This is a genomic window from Ruegeria sp. AM2 (assembly GCF_056540685.1).
Genome location: NZ_JBQFXE010000001.1, coordinates 991527 through 1016631, shown reverse-complemented (window position 1 = coordinate 1016631; position 25105 = coordinate 991527). Strand labels below are relative to the sequence as shown.

Sequence of the window (25105 nt, the reverse complement as noted above, 5' to 3'; positions counted from 1 at the left end):
ATTTGGACATTCTTGTGCCGCCTCTCAGAGCAGATCGTTTGGGTCGGCAATCCCGCTTATGAAAAGCAGGGTGACACTGTCGCCCGATGAAAAGTCGACAATCGTATCAAGCGCGCCATCCCCATCGACATCTGCCTCGGACAAGCTGGATATGGAGAGACCGCCGACCAGTGCCAGACTGTCTGTTCCGACCTCGAAATCTTCGATTGTGTCGTTCCCGTCCCCGGGGATGAATTGGAACTCGTCCGCGCCAGACCCACCTTGCATAAAGTCGTCACCGCTACCGCCATAAAGCGTGTCATCGCCAATGCCTCCTTCGAGATAGTCCTGACCAGCCCCTCCGGAGAGCGTATCCTGGCCTTCATCTCCCAAAAGCCTGTCATTTCCGCCAAATCCGACCAGATTGTCATTCCCCGCTTCGCCCCTAAAGGTGACGTCGATATTGTTGGCGGCTCGCATGGTGTCCGCAACGCCGGTTCCACGAACCTCCTCGATGTTGAAGACCTGATCTGTGTTTCCCCAAGGATCTATAATTGTGCCGGCCGTAAGGTCGACATCTATGCCCAGTGTTCCGCCGTAATTGGCGCTGTCGTGGTAGGACAAAACGTCATAATCGGCACCGCCATCGAAATAGTCAGCACCGTCATAGCCGCGAAATTGCTGGTAGCCAGCGTTCCCAATGAACGTGTCATCGAGGTTCGTTCCCCGCACGATCTCGATACCAAAGAACGTATCAGTGTCGCCCTGAGTGTCGATAACGGTCCCTTGGCCATCTCCGGTGAAATTCACGACAATGGCGCTTATGGCACCACCGTAATAGCCGGAATCCAGGTGATAATGCAGGTAGTCCCTTCCTGCGCCGCCATTGATGAAATCATTCCCGCCGCGCGGGTCGAAGGCGTCCGTTCCACTTGAGCCGATGAAGGTGTCATCGAGAACCGTCCCGTAGATGCGCTCCATTTCGATCAGGGTATCGGTGTCTCCAAAAACATCCGTTGCAACGCCGGTCGTCAGGTTGACGCTCACTCCGGAAAGGCCCTGGACGCCTTGGCCAAACGCAATGTCGTATTCAAGGCTGTAGATGACGGCATCCCATTCAAAGTTGGCATCATCATCGTTGTTGGGGTCATTGATGCCACCACCGTTTAGGATGTCATTCCCCCGGCCACCGACGAATTCGTCCGATGCCCGTCCACCCTGAATGTTGTCGTTGCCATCCAGTCCGTAAAAGCGTTCCTGGGCATCCGTGCCAAATTCAGTGTCATCGTTGTTCGTCAGGAAGATTCTGATGGATCCAACGAAATTCCACAGACCGAAGGTGCCGTCATCAAACGTGATTTCTTCGACCTGAGTGATTGTGTCCGTACCTTCGCCGTTTCCGCCATTATCCACAACCGTATAGAACCCGGGCGTAGGTGCCCGGCTTATTGTGTAGTCCGAGCTGTTTCCGGACAAGACGATGGTGTCAAATCCGGTTCCGCCATCAATCGTGTCGTCACCGGCGCCGCCCAACAGAAGATCGTCGCCGCTCCCTCCGGACAGGGTATCAAGACCCGAGCCACCGTAAATCGTATCGTCTCCGGCATGTCCCCGGATCGTGTCGTTGCCGTTTGCTCCGTCGAGCTCGTTGTCGACATCCGAGCCGTCAATCGTGTCATTCGCTTGCCCGCCCACGACCCTTTCAATGCCGATAAGCGCATCTACATTTGTGTCAGCCCCGTCCGCAAAGCCTGTTGGTGTTGTTGCGGGAAGCGAAGGACCATTCGGATTGGATAATAGTGCGCCCATTGTGGCGAACGTTGCAAAATTCGCGGACGTATATTGACTTCGATCTGTCTCGCGTAGGTCAATCACAATGTCGGAATTGGAAGAAGAGAACGTGATCAGATCATTGCCCGACCCGCCAATGTAGATATCATCTCCGGCGCCTTGTCCTGCGACAATCGTGTCGTTTCCCGCGCCTGCATCAACATAGTCATCACCGTCGCCGGGATAGATCATATCATTTCCGGCGCCGCTGCGGATTATGTCATCGCCGACACCCCCGGAGATGTCGTCGTTCCCGGAGCCGGTCGTGACAATTCCCCCAACTGGGCTTGTGATTACGACCGTCTCATCTCCGGTCGACCCGGAAAGATCAATCACTTCCTTCAGAGGGTTAAACAACTGTCCGTCGATATAGAGTTCGGCCATTTCGAACTTGGCCACCGACAGTTTCATGGTTTCAAATTGAAAAGCTTTTCGACCTGTTGCCGATTTGAGATACTCAAAATAGGCTACGATCTCGGCTTGGATTTCAGGATCAGACCATTCCTCGGCTGTCAGTTCAAGCTTTAGCGTATCTTGTCCTCTTCCCCCGTTGTAATTGTCCCAATGCCACCTTCTGCCGGAATTCTCGGCCAAGTTGAAAATGGCAATATCGTCGCCTGATCCGGTTCTTACAAAATCTGCCCCGGCACCGCCGTTGACGATGTCGTTGCCGCGACCGGTCCATACAAAGTCGGACCCGCCACCTGCATAAACCTCGTCGTCACCACGACCCGAGAAAATGAAATCAGACCAGCGAGTTCCAAAAATTTTGTCATCGCCACCACGTTTGACTATGAAAGCCATTGAAAAATCCCCCGTAAAAAATCGATCAGTAAAGCTTTGTTGACGCAAAAATTGAGCGCGAAAACACCAGAGAGATTACCACAAAATTGAGCATCCTAATATTAAGATACGTAAACGCTGCGATAGGCATGTTTAATAGTAATTATGTGCGAACTTAAAGTTTTGTGTGTGAGTACAGGTTTTCAGCTAATCGTCAAACGAAACATTCAGTTCGACAAATGGCTTGATTGCTTCCCAGCGATCTTACATTTGTTTAGGTCGGCCTCGCCACGGATGTTATGGCACGGGTTGAACGACATGCCGGTTCGGCGTCCTGCCTTTATCAAGAAGGCTTTTGGTCTTTGTCGGGTGGCAGGCGGTGTTCTGGCTGGATCGCTGCGAGGCCTTCAGGCGTTTGGCACGCGACAGGTGTCCTGGTCGCAAAGAAAACAGGGCGGGTCATTTCTGACCCGCCCTGCCTAATTTGGCATTTAAGCTACGTTACTCTCGGCTGCCGAACAGTTGCAGCAGGAACATGAACATGTTGATGAAGTCCAGATACAGGCTCAGCGCGCCCATGATCGCTGCTTTGCCCAGCCATTCCTGATCGCCCGAGTGAGCCATCTGCAGGTAGGTGGTTTTGATTTTCTGCGTGTCATATGCGGTCAGACCGGCAAAGATCAGAACACCGATCACCGAAATGGCGAAAGCCACGGCGGATGATGCGATGAAGATGTTTACGATCGACGCCACGATCAGACCTATGACGCCCATGATCAGGAACGTACCCATCGCGGATAGATCTTTCTTGGTCGTGTAGCCATACAGCGACAAGCCGGCAAAGGCGATTGCGGTGATCAGGAAGACCTGGATGATCGATTGACCGGTGAAGACAAGGAAAATCCAGCTGATCGAAACACCCATGACTGCCGCAAAGGTGTAAAACACAGTTTGGGCTGCCGCAGCAGACATGCGGTTAATTGCTGCGCTGAACCCGAAGACAAAGGCCAGCGGTGCAAACATGATCACCCATTTCAGCGGCGATGCGAACAGCGTCGCGCCAAAGGATGTCAGATAGGTATTGGCACTGATCTGCGCAGCTGCGGCAGACGGATCACTTGTCGTTGCCAGACCTGCGATCGCCCAAGCTGCCGCAAAGGTGATCAGCATGCCTACGGACATGGTGCCGTAAACCTTATTCATATGGGCGCGCAGGCCCTCATCAATCTCGGCAGCGCGCGCGCCGGCCGCCGTCCGGATTGTGTCAAATTGTGCCATATAAGGGTCTCCCTTCGAATATCTGTTCTCAGCCGGCGATTGCAGGCAGGTTTCCCAGCAAATATCGGAAAGTGTGGCCCCTGTTTCAAGAGTTTTGCGCCTAAAACTCAGCAAAACTGTCAGCAAATCCGGCGGCTATGGCATTCTTGCCGCCGAATTGGTGCCATTTGCCAATTAATACAGTTGTTTGTACCAATTGTGGGGCGCATCCCAGATTGGCCGGGCGGCCTCGGCCGCAGCTTCTTCGCGCGTGACGCCAATGTCCTCAAGCGCTGCGTCATCCAGCTTGGACAGAGCACGCCGTTGCCGGGCCAGACCGATCAGGCTCAGCAGGCCGGGTCTGCGCGCGGGTTGCGCACAACGATGTGGCTTTGAGATCGTGATATGTGTCATAACTCTTGTCCTTTCCTGAGAATCTGATGAAACATCACGCTTCAATCAATTTCCTTGATTAATATGAGTCATCGTGACATATTTTGGAAATGAATGTTTATGACGTGATCCATAAGGAATCGTGAAGATGCGAAATCTGGACATCACCACCCTGCGCTCATTTGTGGCGGTCGCAGACCACGGCGGGGTCACGCGGGCAGCCGGTTTCCTGCATCTGACGCAATCGGCGGTTTCGATGCAGCTCAAACGTCTGGAAGAACTTTTGGGGCTGGAATTGCTGGACCGCAGCGGGCGCACGATTGCACTGACGGCGTCAGGCGACCAACTTTTGGCCTATGCCCGGCGTATGATCGCTCTGAATGACGAAGTGATTTCGAAACTGACGGATCAGGCGTTTGAGGGCGAAGTGGTTCTGGGCGTGCCCCACGACATCGTTTACCCGGCTATTCCGCGCGTCTTACAGCGGTTCAATGCAGATTTCCCGCGTGTCCGCGTTCAATTGGTGTCGTCTTATTCACTGCAACTGAAGGATATGTACCAGCGCGGAGAGTGCGACCTGATTCTGACAACCGAGCCATCCAGTGTCGAAGGATCGCAGACCGTCGCCGAATTGCCATTGCGCTGGATCGGAGCGCCGGGTGGATCGGCTTGGCGCAAGCGCCCCATCCCTTTGGCACTGGGGCGGCGCTGCCTGTTCCGCCCTCAGGTGATTGCCGCGCTGGACGAGGCGGGCATCCCTTGGGAATTGTCGGTCGAAACAGAAAACGACCGCACCATCGAAGCCACCGTAAGCGCCGATCTTGCCGTGCACGCGATGCTCAACGGGACCGAAGCCGCCCATCTGGAGCAGATCGATTCGGGGGGCGTATTGCCGGACCTGCCAGCCCATAAGATCAATCTCTACGGAGCCGGAGAGGGTCGCGGTGACATTGTGGATGCCCTGGCCGACTTGGTACGGCAAAATTTCCGCATGTTGGGTGCTGCGCCGCTCAAGGCGATTGCGAGCTGACCCTCAGGGCATTGTTATGACAACTTTGCCGGTCGATTTGCGCGCGCGCAGCAGCTCCATTCCCTTTTCCACGTCCTGCAAAGGCAGCACGTGGCTGATGTGCGGTTTGATGCGCCCTTCTTGGTGCCACTGAAACAGGGTGTTAAAGCTGTCGCGAACCACCTCGGGCCGAAACTTTAGATAACCACCGATGTAGAAGCCAATCACCGTCAGGTTTTTGACCAGTAGGTGATTGGCAGGGATCTGCGGAACCTCGCCCCCTGCGAATCCAATTGGCAATAGGCGACCTTCGGGGTTGGTCGCGCGGAAGGCGGCCTTGAAGGTATCACCCCCAATCGCGTCATAGACAACATCCGCACCGCCGAGGGCGCGCACGCAGTCCCTAAGGTCCTCATCCGCATCGATCAGGTGATCCGCACCAGCCTGTTTCGCCACGGCAAGCTTTTCCTGTCCGCGGGCCTGCGCAATAACAGTTGCTCCCATCAATTTGCCGATCTCGACGGCAGTTAATCCGACACCACCTGCCGCTCCGGTGACCAGTAATGTTTCACCCGATTGCAGCTGCGCTCGATGATCCAGCGCAATATGGCTTGTGCCGTAGGCGATCTGAATCGCAGCGGCATGCTCAAAGCTCATCGAGTCCTGCAGGGGAATCACCCGGTCTGCATCAAAAACGCCGTATTCCGCCAGACCGCCTTGCCCCGAATAAATTGCAACCCTGTCGCCCGGCTTTAGGTCAGTGACATTGTTTCCAATCTCACTAACGATTCCGGCAATCTCCATGCCCAGCGTAAAGGGTGCGTCGGGTGTGTCTTGATAGGTGCCTTTCTGCATCAACAGGTCGGCGAAATTCAGACCGCAGGCCCGAATTTGGACGCGCACCTGGCCGTCGCCTGGTGACCGATCCTCTGCTTCGCACAATTGTGCGGCGGTCCCGCTGGTCAAGACGCGGTATGCCTGCATGTCAGCTCTCCGTCCGTTTTGGACATAGGCGACCGGGGCGGAAAGATTGTCAATTCCCAACGCGAATTTCGCTGGGTCGGGTGATGCATTGGCGGGCAAGTGTTTCCAATTCGAAAACGAAGAAAAGGCCGCTCGGGTTGTACAACCACAAACCAACACATGCGGCGGGCGATTCAACCCGCTTGAAAAAATTATTATTTGCGGCAATATTAGCCCGTGGTGCTGTTCGGGGAAGGCACGTTCCAAGTTATGGAGTTCTTAATCAGCAACCCGCTAGCGTGGCGGCAATGGCTGTTGTTACGGTCCCGGACAGTTGTTTGTGTAAAGGAGACTACCAATGACCCATCACGTCGATGTCCATGTGGGCAAACGCGTCCGGCACCGCCGCTGGCTGATTGGCATGACCCAACAGCAGCTGGCTCAGCAAGTTGGTATCAAGTTTCAGCAGATCCAAAAATATGAAACGGGTGCCAACCGGATCAGCGCGTCTCGCCTTTGGGATATCGCCGAGGCTTTGGACGTTCCTGTAAGTTTCTTTTTCGAAGGCCTCGAAGAAGTACAAAAGAGCGATTCGGACAAAAAGTCTGTACCTGCCGATCTGATGGGCGACAAAGAGGCGCTGGACCTTGTTCGGTCTTACTATGCGATCCCCGAAAATCAGCGCCGCCGCTTGTTTGAATTGGCACGCGTACTGAGTGACGTGGCCTGACCTAAATCGGCTTGACTTCGCAGGGTAGTTTCCGCACGGGTTACCCATGCAAAAGACGTCTCGCACCGATCTGGATATAGCCGAAGAAATGGCCGATGCAGCGCGCGCGGCCATTCTTCCGTTTTTTCGACAATCCAATCTCGCAACTGACAACAAACTGGATTCCGGCTTTGATCCTGTGACTGCAGCCGATCGCGAGGCGGAACAAGCCATGCGCGCGGTTCTCGCCGAACACCGGCCGGAAGATGGGATTTTGGGAGAAGAGTTCGGGCGTTCCGAGGGAACTTCGGGCCGTGTTTGGGTTCTGGACCCGATCGACGGGACGCGCGGATTTATCAGCGGGACTCCGACCTGGGGGGTGCTGATCGCGCTGAGTTCAGCAACTGGCCCGGTTCTTGGCGTGATCGATCAGCCCTATATCGGCGAACGATTTGTCGGAGGAGAGGGGCAGGCTTTTGTCGACGGCCCGACCGGCAAAAATTCCCTTGGCACTCGGGACACAACCACGTTGGGCCAGGCCATTGTTTTCACAACATTCCCCGAGGTCGGAACCGAAACCGAAGCCGAAGCATTTCGCGCTGTGGCCAAGCACGCAAAACTGACCAGGTACGGCATGGATTGCTATGCTTATGCTCTGCTGGCGGCAGGGCAGGTGGATCTGGTGATTGAGGCTGGTTTGAACGCCTACGATATTCAGGCCCCGATTGCGGTGATTCAGGCCGCAGGGGGGATCGTAACGGATTGGCAAGGCAACCCGGCGCATGACGGCGGACGCGCACTTGCGGCGGCCAATGCGGATATCCATGCCGCTGCTTTGGAAATCCTGCGGACCTTCTGAACCGTATTGAAAGGTTGGTTGAACCGATCTAGGGTTGCGGAGGCTGGTTCTTATGCCCGTTTTCCACCAGCCGAACACTCCATGCATGAGACGGGCAAATGCAGGAGTGACCAAATGCCTGAAACACTGATCAAAAATGCGGATGTTATCCTGACCATGGATGACACACGGCAAGAATTGGCGAATGCCGACTTGCTGATACGGGACGGCGCAATCACCCAGATTGGCCAGGGTTTGACCACAACCGGCGAAGTACATGACGCCTCAGGCTGCGTCGTGACACCCGGCTTGGTGAACACCCATCATCACCTGTACCAGACGCTGACCCGCGCCGTACCCGGCGGGCAGGATGCGTTGTTGTTTGGATGGCTCAAAACACTCTATCCGATTTGGGCAAGGTTTGGGCCGGATGAGATGTTCACGTCAGCTCAAATTGGGCTGGCCGAACTGGCGTTGTCGGGCTGCACACTCAGTTCGGATCACTTGTACCTTTATCCCAACGGTTCGCGCCTGGACGACACGATTGCGGCCGCCGCCGAGATCGGATTGCGGTTTCACCCCACGCGTGGGGCGATGAGTATCGGTGAAAGCAAAGGCGGGTTGCCGCCGGACGCGTTGGTGGAGGCCGAAGCAGACATCCTGGATGACATGATCCTCGTAGTAGATGCCTTTCACGATCCCAGCGAAGGGGCGATGTGCCGGGTTGGGCTGGCCCCGTGCTCTCCGTTCTCGGTCAGCCGCGAATTGATGCGTGATACGGCGCTGCTTGCCCGCGACAAGGGTGTCATGTTGCACACCCACCTGGCCGAAAACGACGAAGACGTCGCCTATTCACAGGCGCAATTCGGTTGCCGGCCTGGCCAATATGCTGAGGAGCTGGGGTGGACCGGCGCCGATGTCTGGCACGCCCATTGTGTGAAGCTCGATGCCAGCGAAATCGACTTGTTCGCCCGGACCCAGACGGGCGTTGCCCACTGTCCGTGTTCGAATTGTCGGCTTGGGTCGGGTATCGCGCCAGTGCGGGCTATGCGGGATCACGGCGTTCCAGTGGGGCTCGGTGCTGACGGGTCGGCGAGCAACGACAACGGCAGCCTGTTCATTGAAGCGCGACAAGCCATGCTGCTGCAACGCGTGGCCTTCGGGGCCGATGCCATGTCGTCGCGCGAGGCGCTAGAGATTGCAACGCGCGGCGGAGCGGATGTGCTGAACCGGCCCGATTGCGGCAGGTTGATGCCCGGCAAGCGCGCGGACATTGCCATTTGGGACGCGCGATCCATCGAAAGCGCCGGCAGTTGGGACCCCGCTGCGCTGCTGTTGGCGGGGCCTATGCGCGTGAAGCATCTGTTCGTCGAAGGCCGTCAGATCGTAAGTGACGGTCAGATCACGACGCTGGACCTGCCCAAAGTGATCGAACGCCAGAACGCGCTTGCGCGGACGCTTCGGAATTGATCGAGGCCTTTGCTCGAACACGCTGAAGTCATGTGGCAACTCGGGTGCCACCGATCCAAACCTCGGAAATCGCCCGGTCGTCGCCCATCATGATCGTTGGAAACACCGCCTCCCACAGGGTGTCCGCATGGGCCTCGCGCTGGGAAATGGAGGGGGTCGATGCCAGGTCGATTACGACCAAATCCGCCTCCATGCCCGGCGCGATATTGCCAATTGAGCCATCCATGCGCAGCGTTCGGGCAGACCCAACCGTGCCAAGCCACAACAGTTGCGCGGGGTGCAGCGGAGTGCCTCGCAACTGACCGATCTCATAGGCCGCCGCCATCGTGTGCAGCATTGAAAAGCTCGATCCGCCGCCTGTGTCTGTTGCCAGGCCCACGCGGTGTCCTTCGCGCATCAGGCCCTCCATGTCGAAAAGACCCGATCCGATGAATGTATTCGAGGTCGGACAGTGGATGAGCGCGGCATCAACCTCGCGCAAGCGGTCGCGTTCGCGCGGTTCCAGATGGATAACGTGACCGTAAAGGCCATTGCGCCCAAGCAGGCCGTATTTCTCATATGTATCCAGATAATCGCGCGCACGCGGGAACAGGGATCGCACCCATTCGATTTCGTCCGTCTGCTCGCAAAGATGCGTTTGCATCAGGCAGTGCGGATACTCCGCCCACAACGCGCCCATCGCTTCTAACTGTTCGGGGGTTGATGTGGGCGAAAACCGTGGCGTGATGGCATAGGACAGGCGATCTATCCCGTGCCATTTTTCCAGCAATGCTTGTGACTGATCATAAGCAGTCTGCGCCGTGTCCCGCAGCCCGTCCGGGGCGTTGCGGTCCATGCAGGTCTTGCCTGCGACTACGCGTTGTCCACGCGCTTGCGCGGCCGAGAAAAAGGCGTCGACGCTTTCTGGGTGGATTGTGCAAAAGCTGCTCATGGTCGTTGTGCCATGTGCCGCAGTCAGGTCGAGGTAACGGTTGGCGATTTCGGCGGCGTATTCCGGAGAGTCAAACTTCATCTCTTCCGGAAACGTATAGGTGTTCAACCAGTCGATCAGCCGCTTGCCCCAACTCGCGATCATCGCTGTCTGCGGGTAATGCACATGGGGATCGACAAACCCCGCCATAATCAAGTGGTCGCCATGGTCCTTGACCACCGCATCAGAATGGGTGGCCAACAGATCGGACGCAGAGCCCACGGCGGCGATGTGCCCGTCTTCGATCACCACGGCCTCGTTGGTTTCGGCGGCCTCGGTGGGGTCCCCTTCGAACGGGGAGCCTGAAAAACTCAGCACGCGTCCTTTGAGAAGCGTCTTTTGCGCCATTTGCCTTATTCTCCGCCTGATTGATGCCGCAGATCAGCATAAGCGGGGGAAAGTTGCGGGTAAATCCGAGCATTGTCATTGTTTTCCGCTAGCTGCTTCTTCTATTTAGGGGGCAATCGCCGAGACAAGGGGGCAGCGCATGACGACAGGCATCGATGAGGCCGAACCCGATCAGCCCCGGGACGAGGACGTTTACGCGCTGGACCGCCGGACCGTGGCCGCGATCCTGTACGCGGTTGATGTAGATGATCGCGACAAACTGATTGAGCTGATGGAGCCGCTGCATGCGGCCGACATCGCCGACCTTCTGGAACAGATCAATCCCTACGACCGGGCGCGCCTGATCCGGCTTTATGACAAAGAGTTCGACGGCGATATCCTGTCCGAACTGGATGAAGCCGTCCGCGAAGAAGTCATCAACGTCCTGCGCCCCGACGTTTTGGCCGAGGCCGTTCGCGACATGGAAAGCGACGATGTCGTCGACCTGCTCGAAGACCTCGAAGAGCCTCAGCAAGAGGCGATTCTGGACGTTTTGGAGGATTCCGAGCGCGTCGCGGCAGAACAGGCGCTGTCCTATCCCGAAAACTCAGCCGGTCGTCTTATGCAGCGCGAGGTGGTCATGGCGCCTGACCATTGGACCGTCGGGCAGGCCATTGACTTCATGCGCGCCAATGACGACCTGCCCGAGCAGTTCTATCATGTGGTTCTGGTCGACCCTCGCCTGAAACCGGTCGCTCAGGTCACGCTGGGCAAGCTCATGGCGACACGACGCGAAGCACAGTTGCAGGATATAGCGGAAGAAGAGTTTCACACCATCCCCGTCGATCAGGACGAGGAAGACGTCGCCTACGCGTTCAACCAATACCACCTGATCTCGGCCCCGGTTGTGGATGCCGATGGACGCCTCGTCGGTGTGATCACCATCGACGATGCAATGGTTGTTCTGGACGAAGAATACGAGGAAGACATGTTGCGTCTTGCGGGCGTCAGCGATGAAAGCTCGATCTCGGACAGTGTGGCGGCGACCAGCAAGCGGCGCCTTCCGTGGCTGGCGGTGAACCTCTGCACGGCGATCTGTGCTTCGCTTGTGATCTCGCAATTTGAGGCCGCGATTGATCAGCTGGTGGCCCTGGCGATCCTGATGCCGATTGTGGCTTCGATGGGTGGCAATGCCGGGACTCAATCTCTGACCGTGGCGGTTCGGGCATTGGCGACGCGGGACCTCACCGGGTCGAACGTCATGCGAGTGATCCGACGGGAATTGTTGGTTGGGATGCTGAACGGGCTGTGTTTTGCCATCGTGTTGGGGACAGTCGGGATGATGTGGTTCGACTCTCCGTTGCTGGGTGTCGTGATCGGCTGCGCCTTGGTCGTGAATATGATCATCGCAGGCTTTGTTGGTACGGTAGTACCGGTGGTGCTGGACCGGCTGGGCGCAGACCCGGCGCTGGCATCCGGTACTTTCGTGACGACCACGACGGACGTCATGGGGTTCTTCCTGTTTCTTGGCCTTGCCAGCGTGGTACTTCTGTGACCGATCTGACCGAGATAAAAGCCGCCGCGCGCAAAGCGGCATTTGCGCGTCGCAAGCAGGCGTTTGATGCGCGTCCGCCCGGAGTGGCCGGGCGCTTGTCCGAGGTGCTGGCAGGCCACCGCGGCGTGCCGATGTCGGGATACATGCCGATCCGGACCGAGATTGACCCATTGCCCGCGATGGCCGAAGCCTCGGCCTATGGTCCGGTCGGCGTGCCGGTCATTCAGGCCGCAGGGCAACCATTGAAGTTTTCCCGATGGACGCCCGAAGGCGCGCTTAAGGATGGCCCGTTCGGCGCGAAAGTGCCCGAGGTTGACGACTATTTCGACCCCGAAATCCTGATTGTGCCGCTGGTGGCTTTTGATGCGCGGGGCGGACGGCTGGGCTATGGCGGCGGGTTTTACGACCGGACGCTGGAGATGCTGCGCGCCACAAGACCGACACTGGCAATCGGTTTTGCCTTCGACGCGCAAGAAGCGGGTGAATTGCCGCTAGAGCCGACCGACCAGCCTTTGAATATGGTGATCACGGAAAGCCGCGTTCTGACTTTCGATCCCTAGCCCATGTTTTCTGCGCGGAACAATTCCCACGCGTCATGTTTGGATCCATCGGGCAGGGTGCAGATCCCGGTCTGACCATTCTCACCGTCTTGAATTTCGTATTTGCCGCCCTTTTCGATGCAATTCGTGGCTGCAGGGTTCGCCAATTCGGTCGATTGGTCCGATGCCTGATCGCACGCTGCAACGGTGGTCAGCGCTGCGGCAACAGCAAGGAAACGGGTCATTGCAATCTCCTGTCCAATCAGATTCGCAGATTATGACATGAGTTTAACCACTTGTGCTTGGCGGATACCACACTTAGGACGGATTGAATGAGAATACTGTTTCTGGGTGACGTGATGGGCCGCGCCGGGCGTGCGGCCGTTCAGCAGCATCTGCCACGTCTGCGAGACGATTGGCGGTTGGATTTCGTTGTGGTCAATGGCGAGAATGCATCGAACGGGATGGGGCTGACCGGGGATCACGCCAAGCTGCTGCTGGATGCAGGGGCAGATTGCCTGACCTTGGGCGATCATGCGTTCGACCAGAAGGACATGCTGCAATTCATCGAGAATGAGCCGCGCATCGTGCGCCCGGTGAATTTTGCCAAGGGCGCGCCGGGGCGTGGGCATCGCCTGTATACCGCACCGGGTGGACGCAAAGTGCTGGTGGTTCAGGTTCTGGGGCAGGTTTTCATGAAGCGGCCGTTTGATGACCCGTTCTCGGCCATTGAGCCGGTCCTGAAGTCTCATCCGCGCGGCGGGCAGGCGCAGGCGATCATTGTCGATATGCATTGCGAAGCGACATCCGAGAAGATGGCGATGGGGCATTATTGCGACAAACGCGCCAGCCTGGTGGTGGGCACGCATACGCATGTGCCGACGGCGGACGCGCAGATCCTGCCGGGCGGCACGGCCTATCTGACGGATGCCGGGATGTGCGGAGATTATGACTCGGTCATCGGCATGGACAAGGTCGAACCGATGCGGCGCTTTATCACCGGCATGCCCAAAGCGCGGTTCACCCCGGCCAACGGTGAGGCTACGCTGAGCGGTGTTTTTGTTGAAACTGACGACCGCGACGGGCAGGCCAAATCTGTTCAAATGGTACGCATCGGCGGGCGTTTGCAGCAGGCAGGGCCGCAATAAAGCAATGACAGGCTTGCCCTGCTGCCTGCAATGCGGGAAACTGCCTGTCGGGCGCGCAAGCCAAGCCAGGGTTCGGACAGAATACCACGAATGCAATTCCTTCAACTGACAGAGATGGGCAGCGCGATACTGGCGCTGATGATCGTTGCGGGCATGTTCATCATGTTCCTGCGCGAGGTTTATCCGACCGAGGTCGTGGCCATCGGTGGCGTCGCATTGATGCTGGTCACGGGTATCCTGCCTTACCAAAGCGCGTTGGCCGTTTTGTCCAACCCCGCGCCTTGGACCATCGCCGCGATGTTCATCATCATGGGGGCGCTGGTTCGAACCGGGGCGCTGGATGCCTTTACTTCAACCGCGCAAAAGCAAGCGCAGGTGAACCCGCGCATTGCCATTGCACTTTTGATGGCCTTTGTGATTATCGCCTCGGCTGTGGTGTCAAACACGCCGGTTGTTGTCGTCATGATCCCGGTATTCATCCAGATTGCCCGCACGCTGGGCGTACCGGCCTCGAAACTGCTGATCCCGCTGAGTTATGCCGCCATTCTCGGCGGTACGCTCACGCTGATCGGCACCTCGACGAACCTACTTGTTGACGGTGTCGCCCGGTCGCAGGGTATGGCACCGTTCACGATTTTTGAGGTCACGCCCCTGGGCATCGCCTTGGTGATCTACGGCATGGTTTATCTGCGGTTCATCGCGCCGCGCCTGCTGCCGGATCGCGATAGTATGGCCTCGATGCTGACGGATCGGTCCAAGATGAAATTCTTTACCGAGGCGGTCATTCCCCCCGAAAGCAACCTGATCGGTCGTGAAGTAACCGGCGTTCAGCTTTTTAAACGCCCCGGGGTGAGGTTGATCGATCTGATCCGCGGCGATGAATCGCTGCGTCGTAACCTCAAAGGGGTTGAGCTGCGCTTGGGCGATCGCGTCGTTCTGCGCACCGAGATGACTGAGTTGCTCAGCTTGCAAAGCAACAAGGAACTGAAGCGCGTGGATCAGGTCTCGGCGGTTGAGACCAAGACGGTTGAGGTGCTGATTACCCCAGGCTGCCGGATGGTCGGGCGTACTCTGGGCGCAATGCGCCTGCGTCGCCGTTATGGTGTTTATGTGCTGGCTGTCCATCGACGGAACCAGAATATCGGGCGGCAACTGGATGATCTGGTGGTGCGGGTCGGCGACACTCTGCTGCTGGAAGGCTCACCGGCGGATATTCAGAAACTGGCCGCTGACATGGATATGGTTGATGTCACGCAACCCTCGGCTCGCGCTTTCCGGCGCAGCCATGCGCCGATTGCGATCGGTGCCCTGATCGGGATCGTTGCATTGGCCGCGCTGGGCGTGGCTCCGATCTTGCTCTTGTCCATTCTGGCTGTTGCAGTTGTTCTCATAACGCGCTGTATCGACGCGGATGAGGCGTTTTCCTTTGTCGAAGGCCGCCTGCTGGCGCTGATCTTTTCCATGCTGGCCATTGGGGCCGCGCTGGACAAATCAGGCGCCGTGTCGCTGATTGTCGAGGCTATTGCTCCGGGCCTCAGCGCGCTACCGCCCTTCCTGATCATTTGGGCCGTTTACCTGCTGACCTCGGTCTTGACCGAACTGGTTTCCAACAATGCGGTTGCCGTTGTGGTGACGCCGATTGCCATCGGTTTGGCGCAGGCGGTGGGCATTGATCCACGCCCGCTGGTGGTGGCGGTGATGGTGGCGGCTTCGGCCTCATTCGCGACACCGATCGGCTATCAGACCAACATGATGGTCTATGGCCCGGGCGGCTATCGGTTCACGGATTTCCTTAAGGTGGGCGTGCCGCTGAATCTGACCGTGGGCCTGCTTGCCTCACTTCTGATTCCGTTCATCTGGCCGCTGTAGCGCAGGCGTCGTTTCGCCGATTTGAGCATCCTCCTCTTGTAAATACTGATCCGGCCACAATCTTTTCACCAAGGACGAATGTGAAAGGATGCGACCATGCCTTTTCCAAATCTCGGCAAAGCCATCGTGGCTGCGGCAATCGTGCTGACCATTCTGGGTAGTCAGAGCCACGCCGGAACCGTAAGCGGAACCGCAACATACCGAGAACGGATCGCCGTTCCCGAGGACGCAACGCTCTATGTCGAGCTGCAGGATGTGTCGCGCGCGGATGCGCCCGCGGTGACGCTGGCCGCGCAACGATATGCGCTGACGGGTGTGCCTGCGAAATTCGAATTGTCATACGATGACGCCCTGATCCGGGACGGCATGACCTATGCCATTCGGGGCGCGATCTATCGCGGCGCCGATCTGCTGTTTACCACCGATACGGTCCATCCTGTGCTGACCAATGGGGCAGGGGACACAACTGACCTTGTTCTGGTGCAGACCACGGGTCAGGGGGGTGCGACGCTGGAAAGCACCAATTGGACAGCCATTGGCATCAATGCCGATGTTCTGAATACTCAACGCCCGCCGCAGCTGTCCTTTGCCCAAGATGGATCGTTCAGCGGGACCGGAGGGTGTAACCGTTTTTCGGGTCAGGCTGACCTGTCGGGCCCAATGCTGGAGTTTCCCGACAACATGGCGGCCACGCTGATGGCTTGCCCACCTGAATTGGAACAGGTTGAGGATGATTTCTTTGCCGCGCTGCAACAGGTGACCAGCTATGCGGTCGCCGGGGACAGCCTCGTGCTGCTCGATGCGGCCGGTGAGCCGGTTCTGAAGTTCATTCGCACGCCTTAGGTCAGGCGACGGCACGCGACCGGCCTGCGTTGCGGCCCGAGAAGATGCAGCCGCCCAGGAAGGTACCTTCCAGCGCGTTGTAACCGTGATAGCCGCCGCCACCGAACCCCGCGACCTCACCGGCAGCGAACAGGCCTGGAACAACCTGACCATCCGAGCCGATCATCTGGCTGTCGAGGTTCGTCTGCAATCCGCCCAGCGTCTTGCGCGTCAGCACATGCAGCTTGACGGCAATCAGCGGGCCGTTATTCGGATCGAGGAATTTGTGGGGTTTGGCGGTGCGGATCAGCCTGTCTCCGCGATAGTTGCGCGCGGCCAAAATGGCCGCCATCTGGGCGTCCTTGGTAAAGGGGTTGTCGACCTGACTGTCCCGCGCCTCGATCTGGGCGCGCAGATGCGCCTCGTCAATGGTTGCTTCGCCCATCTGGTTCATGCCGCGTACCAACTCGCTGAGCGTATTGGCGACGATAAAGTCCTCTCCATGCTGTTTGAACGCCTCGACCGGAGCAGTGGCCTTTGATCCGGTCAGCACCCGCTGGAACAGCACCTCGCGCCAGCCGCCCTCAGTCATGTCCGGGTTCTGTTCCGAGCCCGACAGCGCGAATTCCTTCTTGATCACCTTCTGGGTCAGCACGAACCAACTGTATTCATAGCCGGTTTTCAAGATTTCCCTAAGCGTCCCCAGCGTATCGAACCCCGGCATACAAGGCGGTTTCATCCGGTTGCCCTGCGCATCGAACCACATCGAACTGGGGCCGGGCAGGATTCGGATGCCATGCGCGGGCCAGATCGGATCCCAATTCCGCACGCCCTCGGTATAGTGCCACATCCGGTCGCCATTGATCACGTGACCGCCCGCCTTCTCGCTGATCGGGATCATGCGGCCATCAACATGGAAAGGCACACCGGCAACCATGTCTTTGGGTGGATCGCCCAACCAGTCGCGGGGCCAGTTCTTGCGCACCATCTCGAAATTGCCGCCGATGCCACCGGAGCTGACGATAATCGAGGGCGCATATACCTCGAACTCGCCCACCTCATCGCGGTTGGTTTTTGCCCCGTGTTTGGCGGTGTCATCGGCCAGAACTTCGCCCGAAACGCCTTTGGCACACCCGTTTTGCATGATGATGTGACTGACCTGATGCCGGAACTTCAACTCGATCAGCCCAGCATCAACATGTTCGCGGACACGGCGCGTGAAATGTTTCAGCACGCCTGGCCCGGTGCCCCACGTGATGTGAAACCGGGGAACCGAGTTTCCATGCCCGTCCGCGTATGACCCGCCGCGTTCGGCCCAGCCGACGATGGGAAACCAGCGCAGGCCCATCTCGTGCAGCCAGGGGCGCATTTCTCCGGCGGCAAATTCAACATAAGCCTCGGCCCATTTGCGCGGCCATGCGTCTTCTTCGCGGTGGAACTGCGCGCTGCCCATCCAGTCACGCAGCGCCAGATCATGGCTGTCGCGAATACCCATCCGGCGCTGTTCCGGAGTGTTGACCATGAACAGCCCGCCGAGGCTCCAAAACGCCTGACCGCCCAGAAAATGCGCGGGTTCCTGATCCAGAATGATGACTTTTTTGCCCCGGTCCCCCAGCTCTGCCGCGGCGGCCAACCCGGCAAGCCCGGCGCCCACGACAATCGCGTCTGCGGTGTTGTTGGTCATGCGGTGTCCTTTCAGCGGCTGCGGAACCAAGGGATAAACGGCAGCGCGACGGCGTACATTGTAATTCCATATACAGCCGCAGGCAGCGCAAGTGGGCTGAACCCGCTTTGAGTGCCCGTAATCAGTGCTGCAAGTGTGATCCCAAGCGTCGAGTTCTGAATACCGGTTTCAATCGATACTGTCTTGGCCTCATTCCACGACAGATTTGCGGCGCGCGCCAGCCCTAATCCGATCAGCAACAAGGCGAGGTTCAGAGTAATCAGCCCACCGCCCATGATCCCGAGGTTGTCGATGAAAAGCTGCCAGTTTCCTGCAAGCGCAGCTAGGACGATCAGTATGAACAGGACTGTGGCAAGCTTCGATAAACCGCCCTCAATCCGGTTCGCAAATCCAGTTGCGAAATGTCGGATGCTGACACCGACGACTACAGGCAGGGTGGTGATCAGGAACATTGCGATGGCCAACCCGGTGATCGAGACCTCAGGCGCGTCTTCGCCCATGAAGTGATTGATCGACCAGGCTGCCAGAATTGGCACCGTGATCAGGGACAACAGGCTGATAACTGCAGTGAGGCTAACCGACAGGGCCACATCACCCTTTGCGAGTTTGGACAGGATATTGCTGGTCACACCTCCGGGACAAAAACTCAGCAACATGAACCCAACTGCAATCTCGGGTGGCAGCGCAAAGAGTTTGACCGTGATAAACGCCGCGACCGGCAACAGGACGACTTGACACACGGCCCCGATGGCAAAGGGGTAGCCGCGGCTTAGAACGCGGCGAAAGTCCGCAACCTCAAGCCCAATGCCCAAAGACAGCATGATGATGGCCAGCGACAAAGGCAGGCCGACACTGATGAGAATATCCAAGAACAACTCCTCCCAAAGCCGTTCCGGGCAGCCTATGCGAGGGGTCGTGGATCAGGCAACAGCGCCGTTGGGTCAGCCATAGCGTTGCGCGAAACGGCGCAGGATTTCGCGGGGTTGCGTGACCTCCGCTGCATTGCAGACGTCGATCAAGCGTTGGGCATCCTCGGGCGGGAAATAGCCGTGATCCTTGTAGATATGAATGCGCTGCTCAAAATCCTTCGCGTCGGCCTCGGGGTGGAACTGCGTGGCATAGACGTTCTGACCCCAGCGGATCATCTGAAACGGGCAGGGGTCTGAGGCCAATAGATGCACGCACCCATCAGGCAGGGCTTGCACAGCTTCCTTGTGCCCGACAAAGGCGTCGAATGTTGGCTCCAACCCTGCGGTCAATGGGTCCAGTGCACCGTCTTCGGTCAGGTGGCAGGTCGACGGCCCGACAGGTTCGCCGAATTGAGCCTTGCTGACCTCACCGCCCAGATGAGCGGCCAGTATCCCCAGCCCATAACAGCAGCCCATGAACGGATGATCCTGCGCGGTGATCTGCGGCATGAGGTCCATGATCGTGGCTTCGACCCGCGCGTCCACCGCTGATTTGGTGGCCGGATCGTCACTGACGCAGCCGGGCCCTCCGCCCACGATGACGCCTGCGTAATCGGTTACGTCCAGCCCATCCGGCAAGTCTTCGCGATCAAGACGGATGCGGTGCGTTCGGTCCGGAGACAGGCCGGTCTTGTCCAATATCGCGGCGTATTCTGCGTCGGACGCATCAGTTTCCGGGCGCAGCTGCAGGATCAGAAATCGTTTCATGCGGGCCTCTTACCTATCACAGCGGCCAGAACACAAGGATCGAGGGGATCGAGACGGCGATGATCAGGACTTCCAGCGGCAGTCCCATGCGCCAGTAGTCGCCGAATTTGTAGCCTCCGGGGCCGAGCACCAGCGTGTTGTTCTTATGTCCAATCGGCGTAAGAAACGCAGCCGAGGCCGCGACGGCGACCGTCATCAGGAACGGATCGGGTGAGACCTCAAGCGTGCGGGCCATCTGGATGCCGACCGGAGCGGCAACAATGGCGGTGGCGGTGTTGTTCAGCACATCAGACAGGGTCATCGTGACGACCATCAGCACAGTCAGAATAGCCCAGGCGGGCAGGCCGTTGGTTAGCTGGATCAACGCATTTGCGATCAACTCGGTCCCGCCCGAGGTCTCCAGCGCGCTACCCAAGGGGATCATTGATCCCAACAGCACGACCACGGGCCATTCGATGTGGTTGTAGATATCGGCGATGGGCATGATCTTGGTCAGTACATAGGCGACCACGACCAGACCCAGAGCAATTGGCAGATAAATCAGCCCAATACTGGCCGCCAACACGGCGGCGGCGAACAAGCCAATCGCCAGCCAGGCCTTTTCGTTCGCTGTGACGTTCAGGCCACGCTGGGCAAGCGGCAGGCACCCCAGCCACTCGGTCACATCAGCGCTACGGTCACGCGGACAAAGCAAAAGCAGGATGTCACCAACCTCAACCTCGGTCTTGCGGACCTGTTCGGTGATCCGGCGACCCTGGCGCGAGATGCCCATCAGAACGGTGCTCTGCCGCCAGGCCAAACCAAGCCCCTGCGCCGTGCGCCCGGTGATGCGTGCGTTTTCGGTGGCGACAACTTCGATGACTTCCAGTCCGTCGCCCTCGGCGGTCAGAACCTCCTGCCGTCTGGTGTCGGAAAAATCCAGTTTCAATGCGGCGCGGAATTCGTCCAGCGCTTCGGGCCGGGCTTCCAGCACCAGCGCGTCGCCTTCGTGCAAGGTGGCGTGGGCCGACCGCCCGTACCGCCGCTTGCCGTCACGGATCAGACCGATGATGGCGACGTCGGATTTCTCGGCATCCTCATACAACTCGCTGACCCGCTTGCCGATCTGCGGGGATTCAGGCGGGATGGTCAACTCAGCGATGTATTCGGCCAAAGCTTCCGAAGTCTCGGTCTGGGGCCCGCGGTTCGGGATCAGCCGCCACCCGACCAGAGCGACAAAGGCCAACCCGGCGACGGCCGCAATCCCGCCCACGGGCGCAAAATCAAACATGCGAAATGGCTCGCCCAGCGTCTCGGCCCGGATTGAGGCGATAATGATGTTGGGAGGTGTGCCGATCAGCGTCGCCATGCCGCCCAGAATGGTGGCAAAGCTTAGCGGCATCAGGGTCAGGCCAACGGACCGCCCGGCCTTGCGCGCGGTCTGGATGTCCACGGGCATCAGCAGGGCCAGCGCAGCCACGTTGTTCATAAATGCGGACAGAACAGCCCCGATCCCGCCCATCAGCGCGATATGGGCGCCAAGCCCGCGCGACGCATCAACCAGCGATCGTGTGATTAGAAAGACGGCTCCCGAGCGGACCAATCCGGCGGAAACGACCAACACCAATGCGACAATGATAGTAGCCGGATGCCCGAACCCGGCGAACGCGTTATCTACGGGGACAACGCCCAGAACAACGCCAACCATCAGCGCAGTAAACGCCACCAGATCATATCGAAACCGCCCCCACAGCAGCATTCCGAAAACAGTCGCGAAAAGGGCAAAAAGAATAATCTGATCTGTTGTCATGCGGTCACCATACTCACGACGACCCGTCGGACAAGCCGCTCTCTTGAACTTAAGCGCCGCAAACGTCTATATGAGCGCCGAACACGCAATCACGAATAACGAGGACGCACCATGGCAGGCCACTCCAAATGGGCCAATATCCAGCACCGCAAGGGACGTCAGGACGCCGCGCGGTCCAAGCTGTTTTCCAAGCTGTCGAAAGAAATCACCGTTGCCGCCAAGATGGGCGACCCCGACCCCGACAAGAACCCGCGCCTTCGTCTGGCGGTGAAAGAGGCCAAGTCGAATTCGGTCCCCAAGGACGTGATCGACCGCGCGATCAAGAAGTCCGTGGCCGGTGAGGGCGACGAATACGAAGAAATCCGGTATGAGGGCTATGGCCCCAATGGCGTCGCCGTGATCGTCGAAACGATGACCGACAACCGCAATCGGACGGCATCCACGGTGCGCTCGACCTTTTCGAAGAATGGTGGGAACCTTGGCGAAACCGGTTCGGTCGGCTTCATGTTTGAACGCAAGGGTGAAGTTGTTTACCCAGTGGACGCGGGTGACGCAGACACGATTTTCGAAGCCGCCATCGAGGCGGGCGCAGAGGATGTCGAAAGTTCAGAAGATGGTCACATCATCTGGTGCGCAGACACCGATCTGAACGAAGTCTCCAACGCATTGGAAGGCGCTTTGGGCGAGTCGGAAGCGACCAAGCTGGTCTGGAAACCCACCACCACGACCGAATTGGGTCTGGAGGACATGCAGAAGCTGATGAAGCTGGTGGACGCGCTTGAGGATGACGACGACGTGCAGCGTGTGACCACCAATTTCGAAGCCACTGATGAGGTCATGGCGCAGCTTTGACACCTGCACCGCAGACTGTTCCAAGCCCGGCCATCTGGTCGGGCTTTTGATTAGGTGCAAAGAAAATAGTCAGTTGTCCGTGGCCTGTACTGACAGCAGCTGCTTGGAAGCCGCTCGTTTGACTGCCTGTGTCAGGGGTGCCAATGCAGGAGCAAGAATTCGTCCGACTTGCCACGTCAGAGCAATGTCCAGCGGTCTACCAGGAATGACCTCGCGCAATTTGCCCTCGACCATCGGCTTACGCACAAGCGGTTCCGGGTTCATGCCCCACCCCAATCCCGCGATTGCGGCCTCCACAAAGCCTTGAGAAGAGGGCAGGAAATGCGTTGGCGGGTTGATCCGCGCGCCGGCAACCTCAGCCATCCACACCCTCTGCAAGTTGTCTTTTCGATTAAACGTCAGGCAAGGCGCACGTGCCAGCGAACGTGACGTGACCCCATCTGCAAACCACTTCTTCATGAAAGCCGGGCTTGCGGTCGCAAGATATCGCAATGTGCCCAGAGCGATCGCGTCGCATCCCGGAACCGGTTGCCCGCCGACCGTAATCGCAGCGCTGACCTCGCCGCGCCGCAACCATTGCGCAGAATGGTCCTGATCGTCGATCACCAAATCGAACAGCAGACCGTCCACCTCGGCCATCGCGTCCAGAAACCAAGTCGCAAGCGTATCTGCGGGGATGGCGATACGAACCCGGGCCTGCTCGGCCTGCTGATCCAGGGTCAGTTCGCGGGCCAGTTGAGCCTCTAGCACCCCGATATCGTCGGCATGCCGGGCGATGCGCAACCCTGCCGGGGTGCCTGTGCAGGGCGTTCCGCGATGGATCAAGGCGGCCCCAACGCGGTCTTCCAACGCTTTGATCCGCTGCGAAACAGCCGAGGGGGTGACCGCAAGCTCAGCAGCGGCGGCTTCAAAGCTTCCGTGGCGCAAAATCGCGGATAATGCGGACAGGTGATTGGGGTCCAGCAGCATTAGTTTGGCTTAATTGAAGTCAGATTCTTTAATTTGATAGAAGCGTTTCGCCACGTTAGTCAACGGGCTAACAAATGGAGTTCGCATGTTTACAACGATGATAGCCGGGTTCGTCCTCAGCTTTAGCCTCATCCTGGCGATCGGAGCGCAAAATGCTTTCATCCTGCGTCAGGGTCTGCGGCGCGAGCATGTGTTTGTCTTGTGCCTGACCTGTGCCGTCTCGGACGCCATCCTGATCGGAGCGGGCGTTGCAGGCTTCGGAACGCTCGCGCAATCCGCGCCGTGGTTTGAAACCGTGATGCGATACGGCGGAGCGGTGTTTCTGACATGGTACGGGCTTCGCAGTTTCTGGTCCGCCTGGAAAGGCGGTGCGGCGATGGAGGTCACAAAGGCGCAACGGTCCAGTTTGCGGGCGGCCCTTTTGACCGTTCTGGCCTTCACCTGGCTGAATCCACATGTCTATTTGGATACAGTGGTGCTGATCGGGTCAATCTCGGCTCAGTATGATGACCGGTTGGCTTTCGCGCTGGGCGCGATGACGTCCAGTTTTGTGTTCTTCTTTACGCTGGGCTACGGCGCTGGCGCACTGTCACCTCTCTTTGCCCGCCCACGGGCCTGGCAGGTTCTGGACCTTCTGATCGGCGTTGTGATGCTGGGCATAGCCGCAAAGCTTGTTAGCATGTGAAGGGTTGTGACTGCCGGGAAATAGGTGTTCAACGGCATCATGACCTCAGCCACAGATCAGTCTCATCCCCTTGTCGGCATGTTCTGGATGTTTGCCGCCGGGCTGTCCTTTGTCGCGATGACGGCTTTGGTCAAAGCGCTGGGCAACAGCATGAACTCAATTCAAGCGGCGTTCATTCGCTATGCGCTGGGCCTGGTTTTCCTGCTACCGGCGTTGCGCGCAATTCGTGAAACGCCGATGACGCGTCGAAACCTGACATTGTTCGGGGTGCGCGGAGTTGTTCACGCGGTCGCGGTGATGCTTTGGTTCTTTGCCATGACCCGCATCCCTTTGGCCGAGGTGACCGCGATGAACTACATGACGCCGGTCTATGTCACGCTGGGTGCGGCCCTGTTTCTGGACGAGAAGCTGGCATTCCGCCGTATAGCGGCGATCATCGTGGCGATTGTCGGCGTTCTTATCATTCTGCGCCCCGGGTTTCGTGAAGTTCTGCCCGGTCATCTGGCCATGCTGGGCACATCGCTTATGTTGGGGGCGTCCTACTTGTTGGCCAAGATAATGGTCCGCGATATACGGCCTTCGGTCGTGGTCGCGCATCTGTCGATCTGGGTCACGATTGCTTTGATCCCATTTGCCGTCGCCGTCTGGCAGCCGCCTAGCCTGCGCGACATCGGCGTTCTGTTCCTAATCGCGTGTTTCGCAACAGCGGGGCACTATTTTATGACGCTGGCGCTGCAGGCTGCCCCAGTCGCCGTGACGCAGCCGGTAACTTTCCTGCAGTTGATTTGGTCCACGATATTGGGCGCGGCTATTTTTCACGAAGGCGTGGATATCTGGGTCGTCGCGGGCGGTACTCTGATCCTGTCCGCTGTCACTTTCATCACCTGGCGCGAGGCGGTTCAGAACCGTGGCGGAAGACCACCGCCGACGCCGTCTCTGGGGTCAGAAAGCCCGCCACGGCGCAAGCGGCAGGTTATTGATTGACGAGT

General features: G+C 58.3%; 23 protein-coding genes. 12 read left to right on the top strand and 11 right to left on the bottom strand.

The features are described 5' to 3' along the window. Nucleotides 1–24 precede the first annotated feature (24 nt). The 3 genes from ACR0CR_RS05065 to ACR0CR_RS05055 form a co-directional block, all read right to left on the bottom strand. Nucleotides 25–2613 carry a calcium-binding protein gene (locus tag ACR0CR_RS05065; protein ID WP_480597324.1) on the bottom strand — a complete coding sequence of 863 codons (2589 nt, stop codon included), beginning with the start codon at nt 2611–2613 and terminating at the stop codon, nt 25–27. Nucleotides 2614–3093: 480 nt separating this feature from the next. After that, nucleotides 3094–3870 (bottom strand): Bax inhibitor-1/YccA family protein, encoded by a 777-nt coding sequence (locus tag ACR0CR_RS05060; protein ID WP_480597322.1) that lies wholly within the window; start codon nt 3868–3870, stop codon nt 3094–3096. 174 nt (nt 3871–4044) lie between these two features. Further along, nucleotides 4045–4263, bottom strand: coding sequence for a DUF1127 domain-containing protein (locus ACR0CR_RS05055; RefSeq protein WP_480597320.1), 219 nt, complete (start codon nt 4261–4263; stop codon nt 4045–4047). A 127-nt stretch (nt 4264–4390) separates the two neighbouring features. Between ACR0CR_RS05055 and ACR0CR_RS05050 the strand changes: the two genes are divergently transcribed. Beyond that, nucleotides 4391–5272, top strand: a complete 882-nt coding sequence (locus ACR0CR_RS05050) for a LysR family transcriptional regulator (protein WP_480597318.1) — start codon at nt 4391–4393, stop codon at nt 5270–5272. A 3-nt stretch (nt 5273–5275) separates the two neighbouring features. Here the strand turns inward: ACR0CR_RS05050 and ACR0CR_RS05045 are convergent, their stop codons facing one another. Next, on the bottom strand, nt 5276–6235 hold the full coding sequence (locus tag ACR0CR_RS05045; protein WP_480597315.1) for an NADPH:quinone oxidoreductase family protein: 960 nt from the start codon (nt 6233–6235) through the stop codon (nt 5276–5278). A 337-nt stretch (nt 6236–6572) separates the two neighbouring features. On the opposite strand from ACR0CR_RS05045, the gene ACR0CR_RS05040 reads away from it, so the two are divergent. The 3 genes from ACR0CR_RS05040 to ACR0CR_RS05030 all read left to right on the top strand — a co-directional run bounded on the left by ACR0CR_RS05040 (nt 6573) and on the right by ACR0CR_RS05030 (nt 9231). After that, the gene (locus ACR0CR_RS05040; protein WP_480597313.1) at nt 6573–6944 is read left to right on the top strand and encodes a helix-turn-helix domain-containing protein; all 372 of its coding nucleotides are present in this window, start codon (nt 6573–6575) and stop codon (nt 6942–6944) included. A gap of 46 nt (nt 6945–6990) precedes the next feature. Beyond that, entirely contained in the window at nt 6991–7782 is a 792-nt protein-coding gene (gene hisN / locus ACR0CR_RS05035; protein ID WP_480597310.1) for a histidinol-phosphatase, read from the top strand. Between the two features lie 114 nt (nt 7783–7896). Further along, on the top strand, nt 7897–9231 hold the full coding sequence (locus ACR0CR_RS05030; protein ID WP_480597308.1) for an 8-oxoguanine deaminase: 1335 nt from the start codon (nt 7897–7899) through the stop codon (nt 9229–9231). Between the two features lie 28 nt (nt 9232–9259). On the opposite strand, the gene guaD is transcribed toward ACR0CR_RS05030, so the two are convergent. Beyond that, on the bottom strand, nt 9260–10549 hold the full coding sequence (guaD, locus tag ACR0CR_RS05025; RefSeq protein ID WP_480597306.1) for a guanine deaminase: 1290 nt from the start codon (nt 10547–10549) through the stop codon (nt 9260–9262). Between the two features lie 139 nt (nt 10550–10688). On the opposite strand from guaD, the gene mgtE reads away from it, so the two are divergent. Together mgtE and ACR0CR_RS05015 are read left to right on the top strand one after the other, a co-directional pair. Further along, nucleotides 10689–12083, top strand: a complete 1395-nt coding sequence (gene mgtE, locus ACR0CR_RS05020) for a magnesium transporter (RefSeq protein ID WP_480597305.1) — start codon at nt 10689–10691, stop codon at nt 12081–12083. Then, the gene (locus tag ACR0CR_RS05015; protein WP_480597303.1) at nt 12080–12643 is read left to right on the top strand and encodes a 5-formyltetrahydrofolate cyclo-ligase; all 564 of its coding nucleotides are present in this window, start codon (nt 12080–12082) and stop codon (nt 12641–12643) included. Before mgtE ends, ACR0CR_RS05015 begins: the two co-directional genes overlap by 4 nt. Here the strand turns inward: ACR0CR_RS05015 and ACR0CR_RS05010 are convergent. After that, on the bottom strand, nt 12640–12867 hold the full coding sequence (locus ACR0CR_RS05010) for a putative hemolysin (protein WP_480597301.1): 228 nt from the start codon (nt 12865–12867) through the stop codon (nt 12640–12642). The genes ACR0CR_RS05015 and ACR0CR_RS05010 overlap by 4 nt on opposite strands. A gap of 87 nt (nt 12868–12954) precedes the next feature. Here ACR0CR_RS05010 and ACR0CR_RS05005 point away from each other — a divergent pair, with 87 nt between their 5' ends. The 3 genes from ACR0CR_RS05005 to ACR0CR_RS04995 all read left to right on the top strand — a co-directional run bounded on the left by ACR0CR_RS05005 (nt 12955) and on the right by ACR0CR_RS04995 (nt 16482). Next, entirely contained in the window at nt 12955–13770 is an 816-nt protein-coding gene (locus tag ACR0CR_RS05005) for a TIGR00282 family metallophosphoesterase (protein WP_480597299.1), read from the top strand. Nucleotides 13771–13860: 90 nt separating this feature from the next. Then, the gene (locus ACR0CR_RS05000; RefSeq protein WP_480597296.1) at nt 13861–15639 is read left to right on the top strand and encodes an SLC13 family permease; all 1779 of its coding nucleotides are present in this window, start codon (nt 13861–13863) and stop codon (nt 15637–15639) included. A gap of 96 nt (nt 15640–15735) precedes the next feature. Continuing rightward, complete coding sequence (locus tag ACR0CR_RS04995; RefSeq protein WP_480597294.1) at nt 15736–16482, top strand: YbaY family lipoprotein; 747 nt, start codon at nt 15736–15738, stop codon at nt 16480–16482. Between the two features lies 1 nt (nt 16483). Here ACR0CR_RS04995 and ACR0CR_RS04990 read toward each other — a convergent pair whose 3' ends face one another. The 4 genes from ACR0CR_RS04990 to ACR0CR_RS04975 form a co-directional block, all read right to left on the bottom strand. Beyond that, a complete protein-coding gene (locus ACR0CR_RS04990; RefSeq protein WP_480597292.1) occupies nt 16484–18145 on the bottom strand; it encodes an FAD-binding dehydrogenase in 1662 nt (553 codons plus the stop codon). Between the two features lie 11 nt (nt 18146–18156). Beyond that, nucleotides 18157–19014 (bottom strand): bile acid:sodium symporter family protein, encoded by an 858-nt coding sequence (locus ACR0CR_RS04985; protein WP_480597290.1) that lies wholly within the window; start codon nt 19012–19014, stop codon nt 18157–18159. A gap of 72 nt (nt 19015–19086) precedes the next feature. After that, nucleotides 19087–19821 carry a glutamine amidotransferase gene (locus tag ACR0CR_RS04980; protein ID WP_480597288.1) on the bottom strand — a complete coding sequence of 245 codons (735 nt, stop codon included), beginning with the start codon at nt 19819–19821 and terminating at the stop codon, nt 19087–19089. A gap of 16 nt (nt 19822–19837) precedes the next feature. Beyond that, nucleotides 19838–21610 carry an SLC13 family permease gene (locus tag ACR0CR_RS04975; RefSeq protein WP_480597286.1) on the bottom strand — a complete coding sequence of 591 codons (1773 nt, stop codon included), beginning with the start codon at nt 21608–21610 and terminating at the stop codon, nt 19838–19840. Between the two features lie 111 nt (nt 21611–21721). Between ACR0CR_RS04975 and ACR0CR_RS04970 the strand changes: the two genes are divergently transcribed. Further along, nucleotides 21722–22462: a YebC/PmpR family DNA-binding transcriptional regulator gene (locus ACR0CR_RS04970; protein ID WP_170655711.1), complete on the top strand. Its 741-nt coding sequence runs from the start codon at nt 21722–21724 to the stop codon at nt 22460–22462. Nucleotides 22463–22531: 69 nt separating this feature from the next. Here the strand turns inward: ACR0CR_RS04970 and ACR0CR_RS04965 are convergent, their stop codons facing one another. Further along, nucleotides 22532–23431, bottom strand: coding sequence for a LysR family transcriptional regulator ArgP (locus ACR0CR_RS04965; RefSeq protein WP_480597285.1), 900 nt, complete (start codon nt 23429–23431; stop codon nt 22532–22534). A gap of 85 nt (nt 23432–23516) precedes the next feature. Here ACR0CR_RS04965 and ACR0CR_RS04960 point away from each other — a divergent pair, with 85 nt between their 5' ends. Next, nucleotides 23517–24116, top strand: coding sequence for a LysE/ArgO family amino acid transporter (locus ACR0CR_RS04960; protein WP_480597284.1), 600 nt, complete (start codon nt 23517–23519; stop codon nt 24114–24116). A gap of 39 nt (nt 24117–24155) precedes the next feature. Then, entirely contained in the window at nt 24156–25100 is a 945-nt protein-coding gene (locus ACR0CR_RS04955) for a DMT family transporter (protein WP_480597282.1), read from the top strand. The last annotated feature ends 5 nt before the right edge of the window (nt 25101–25105 follow it).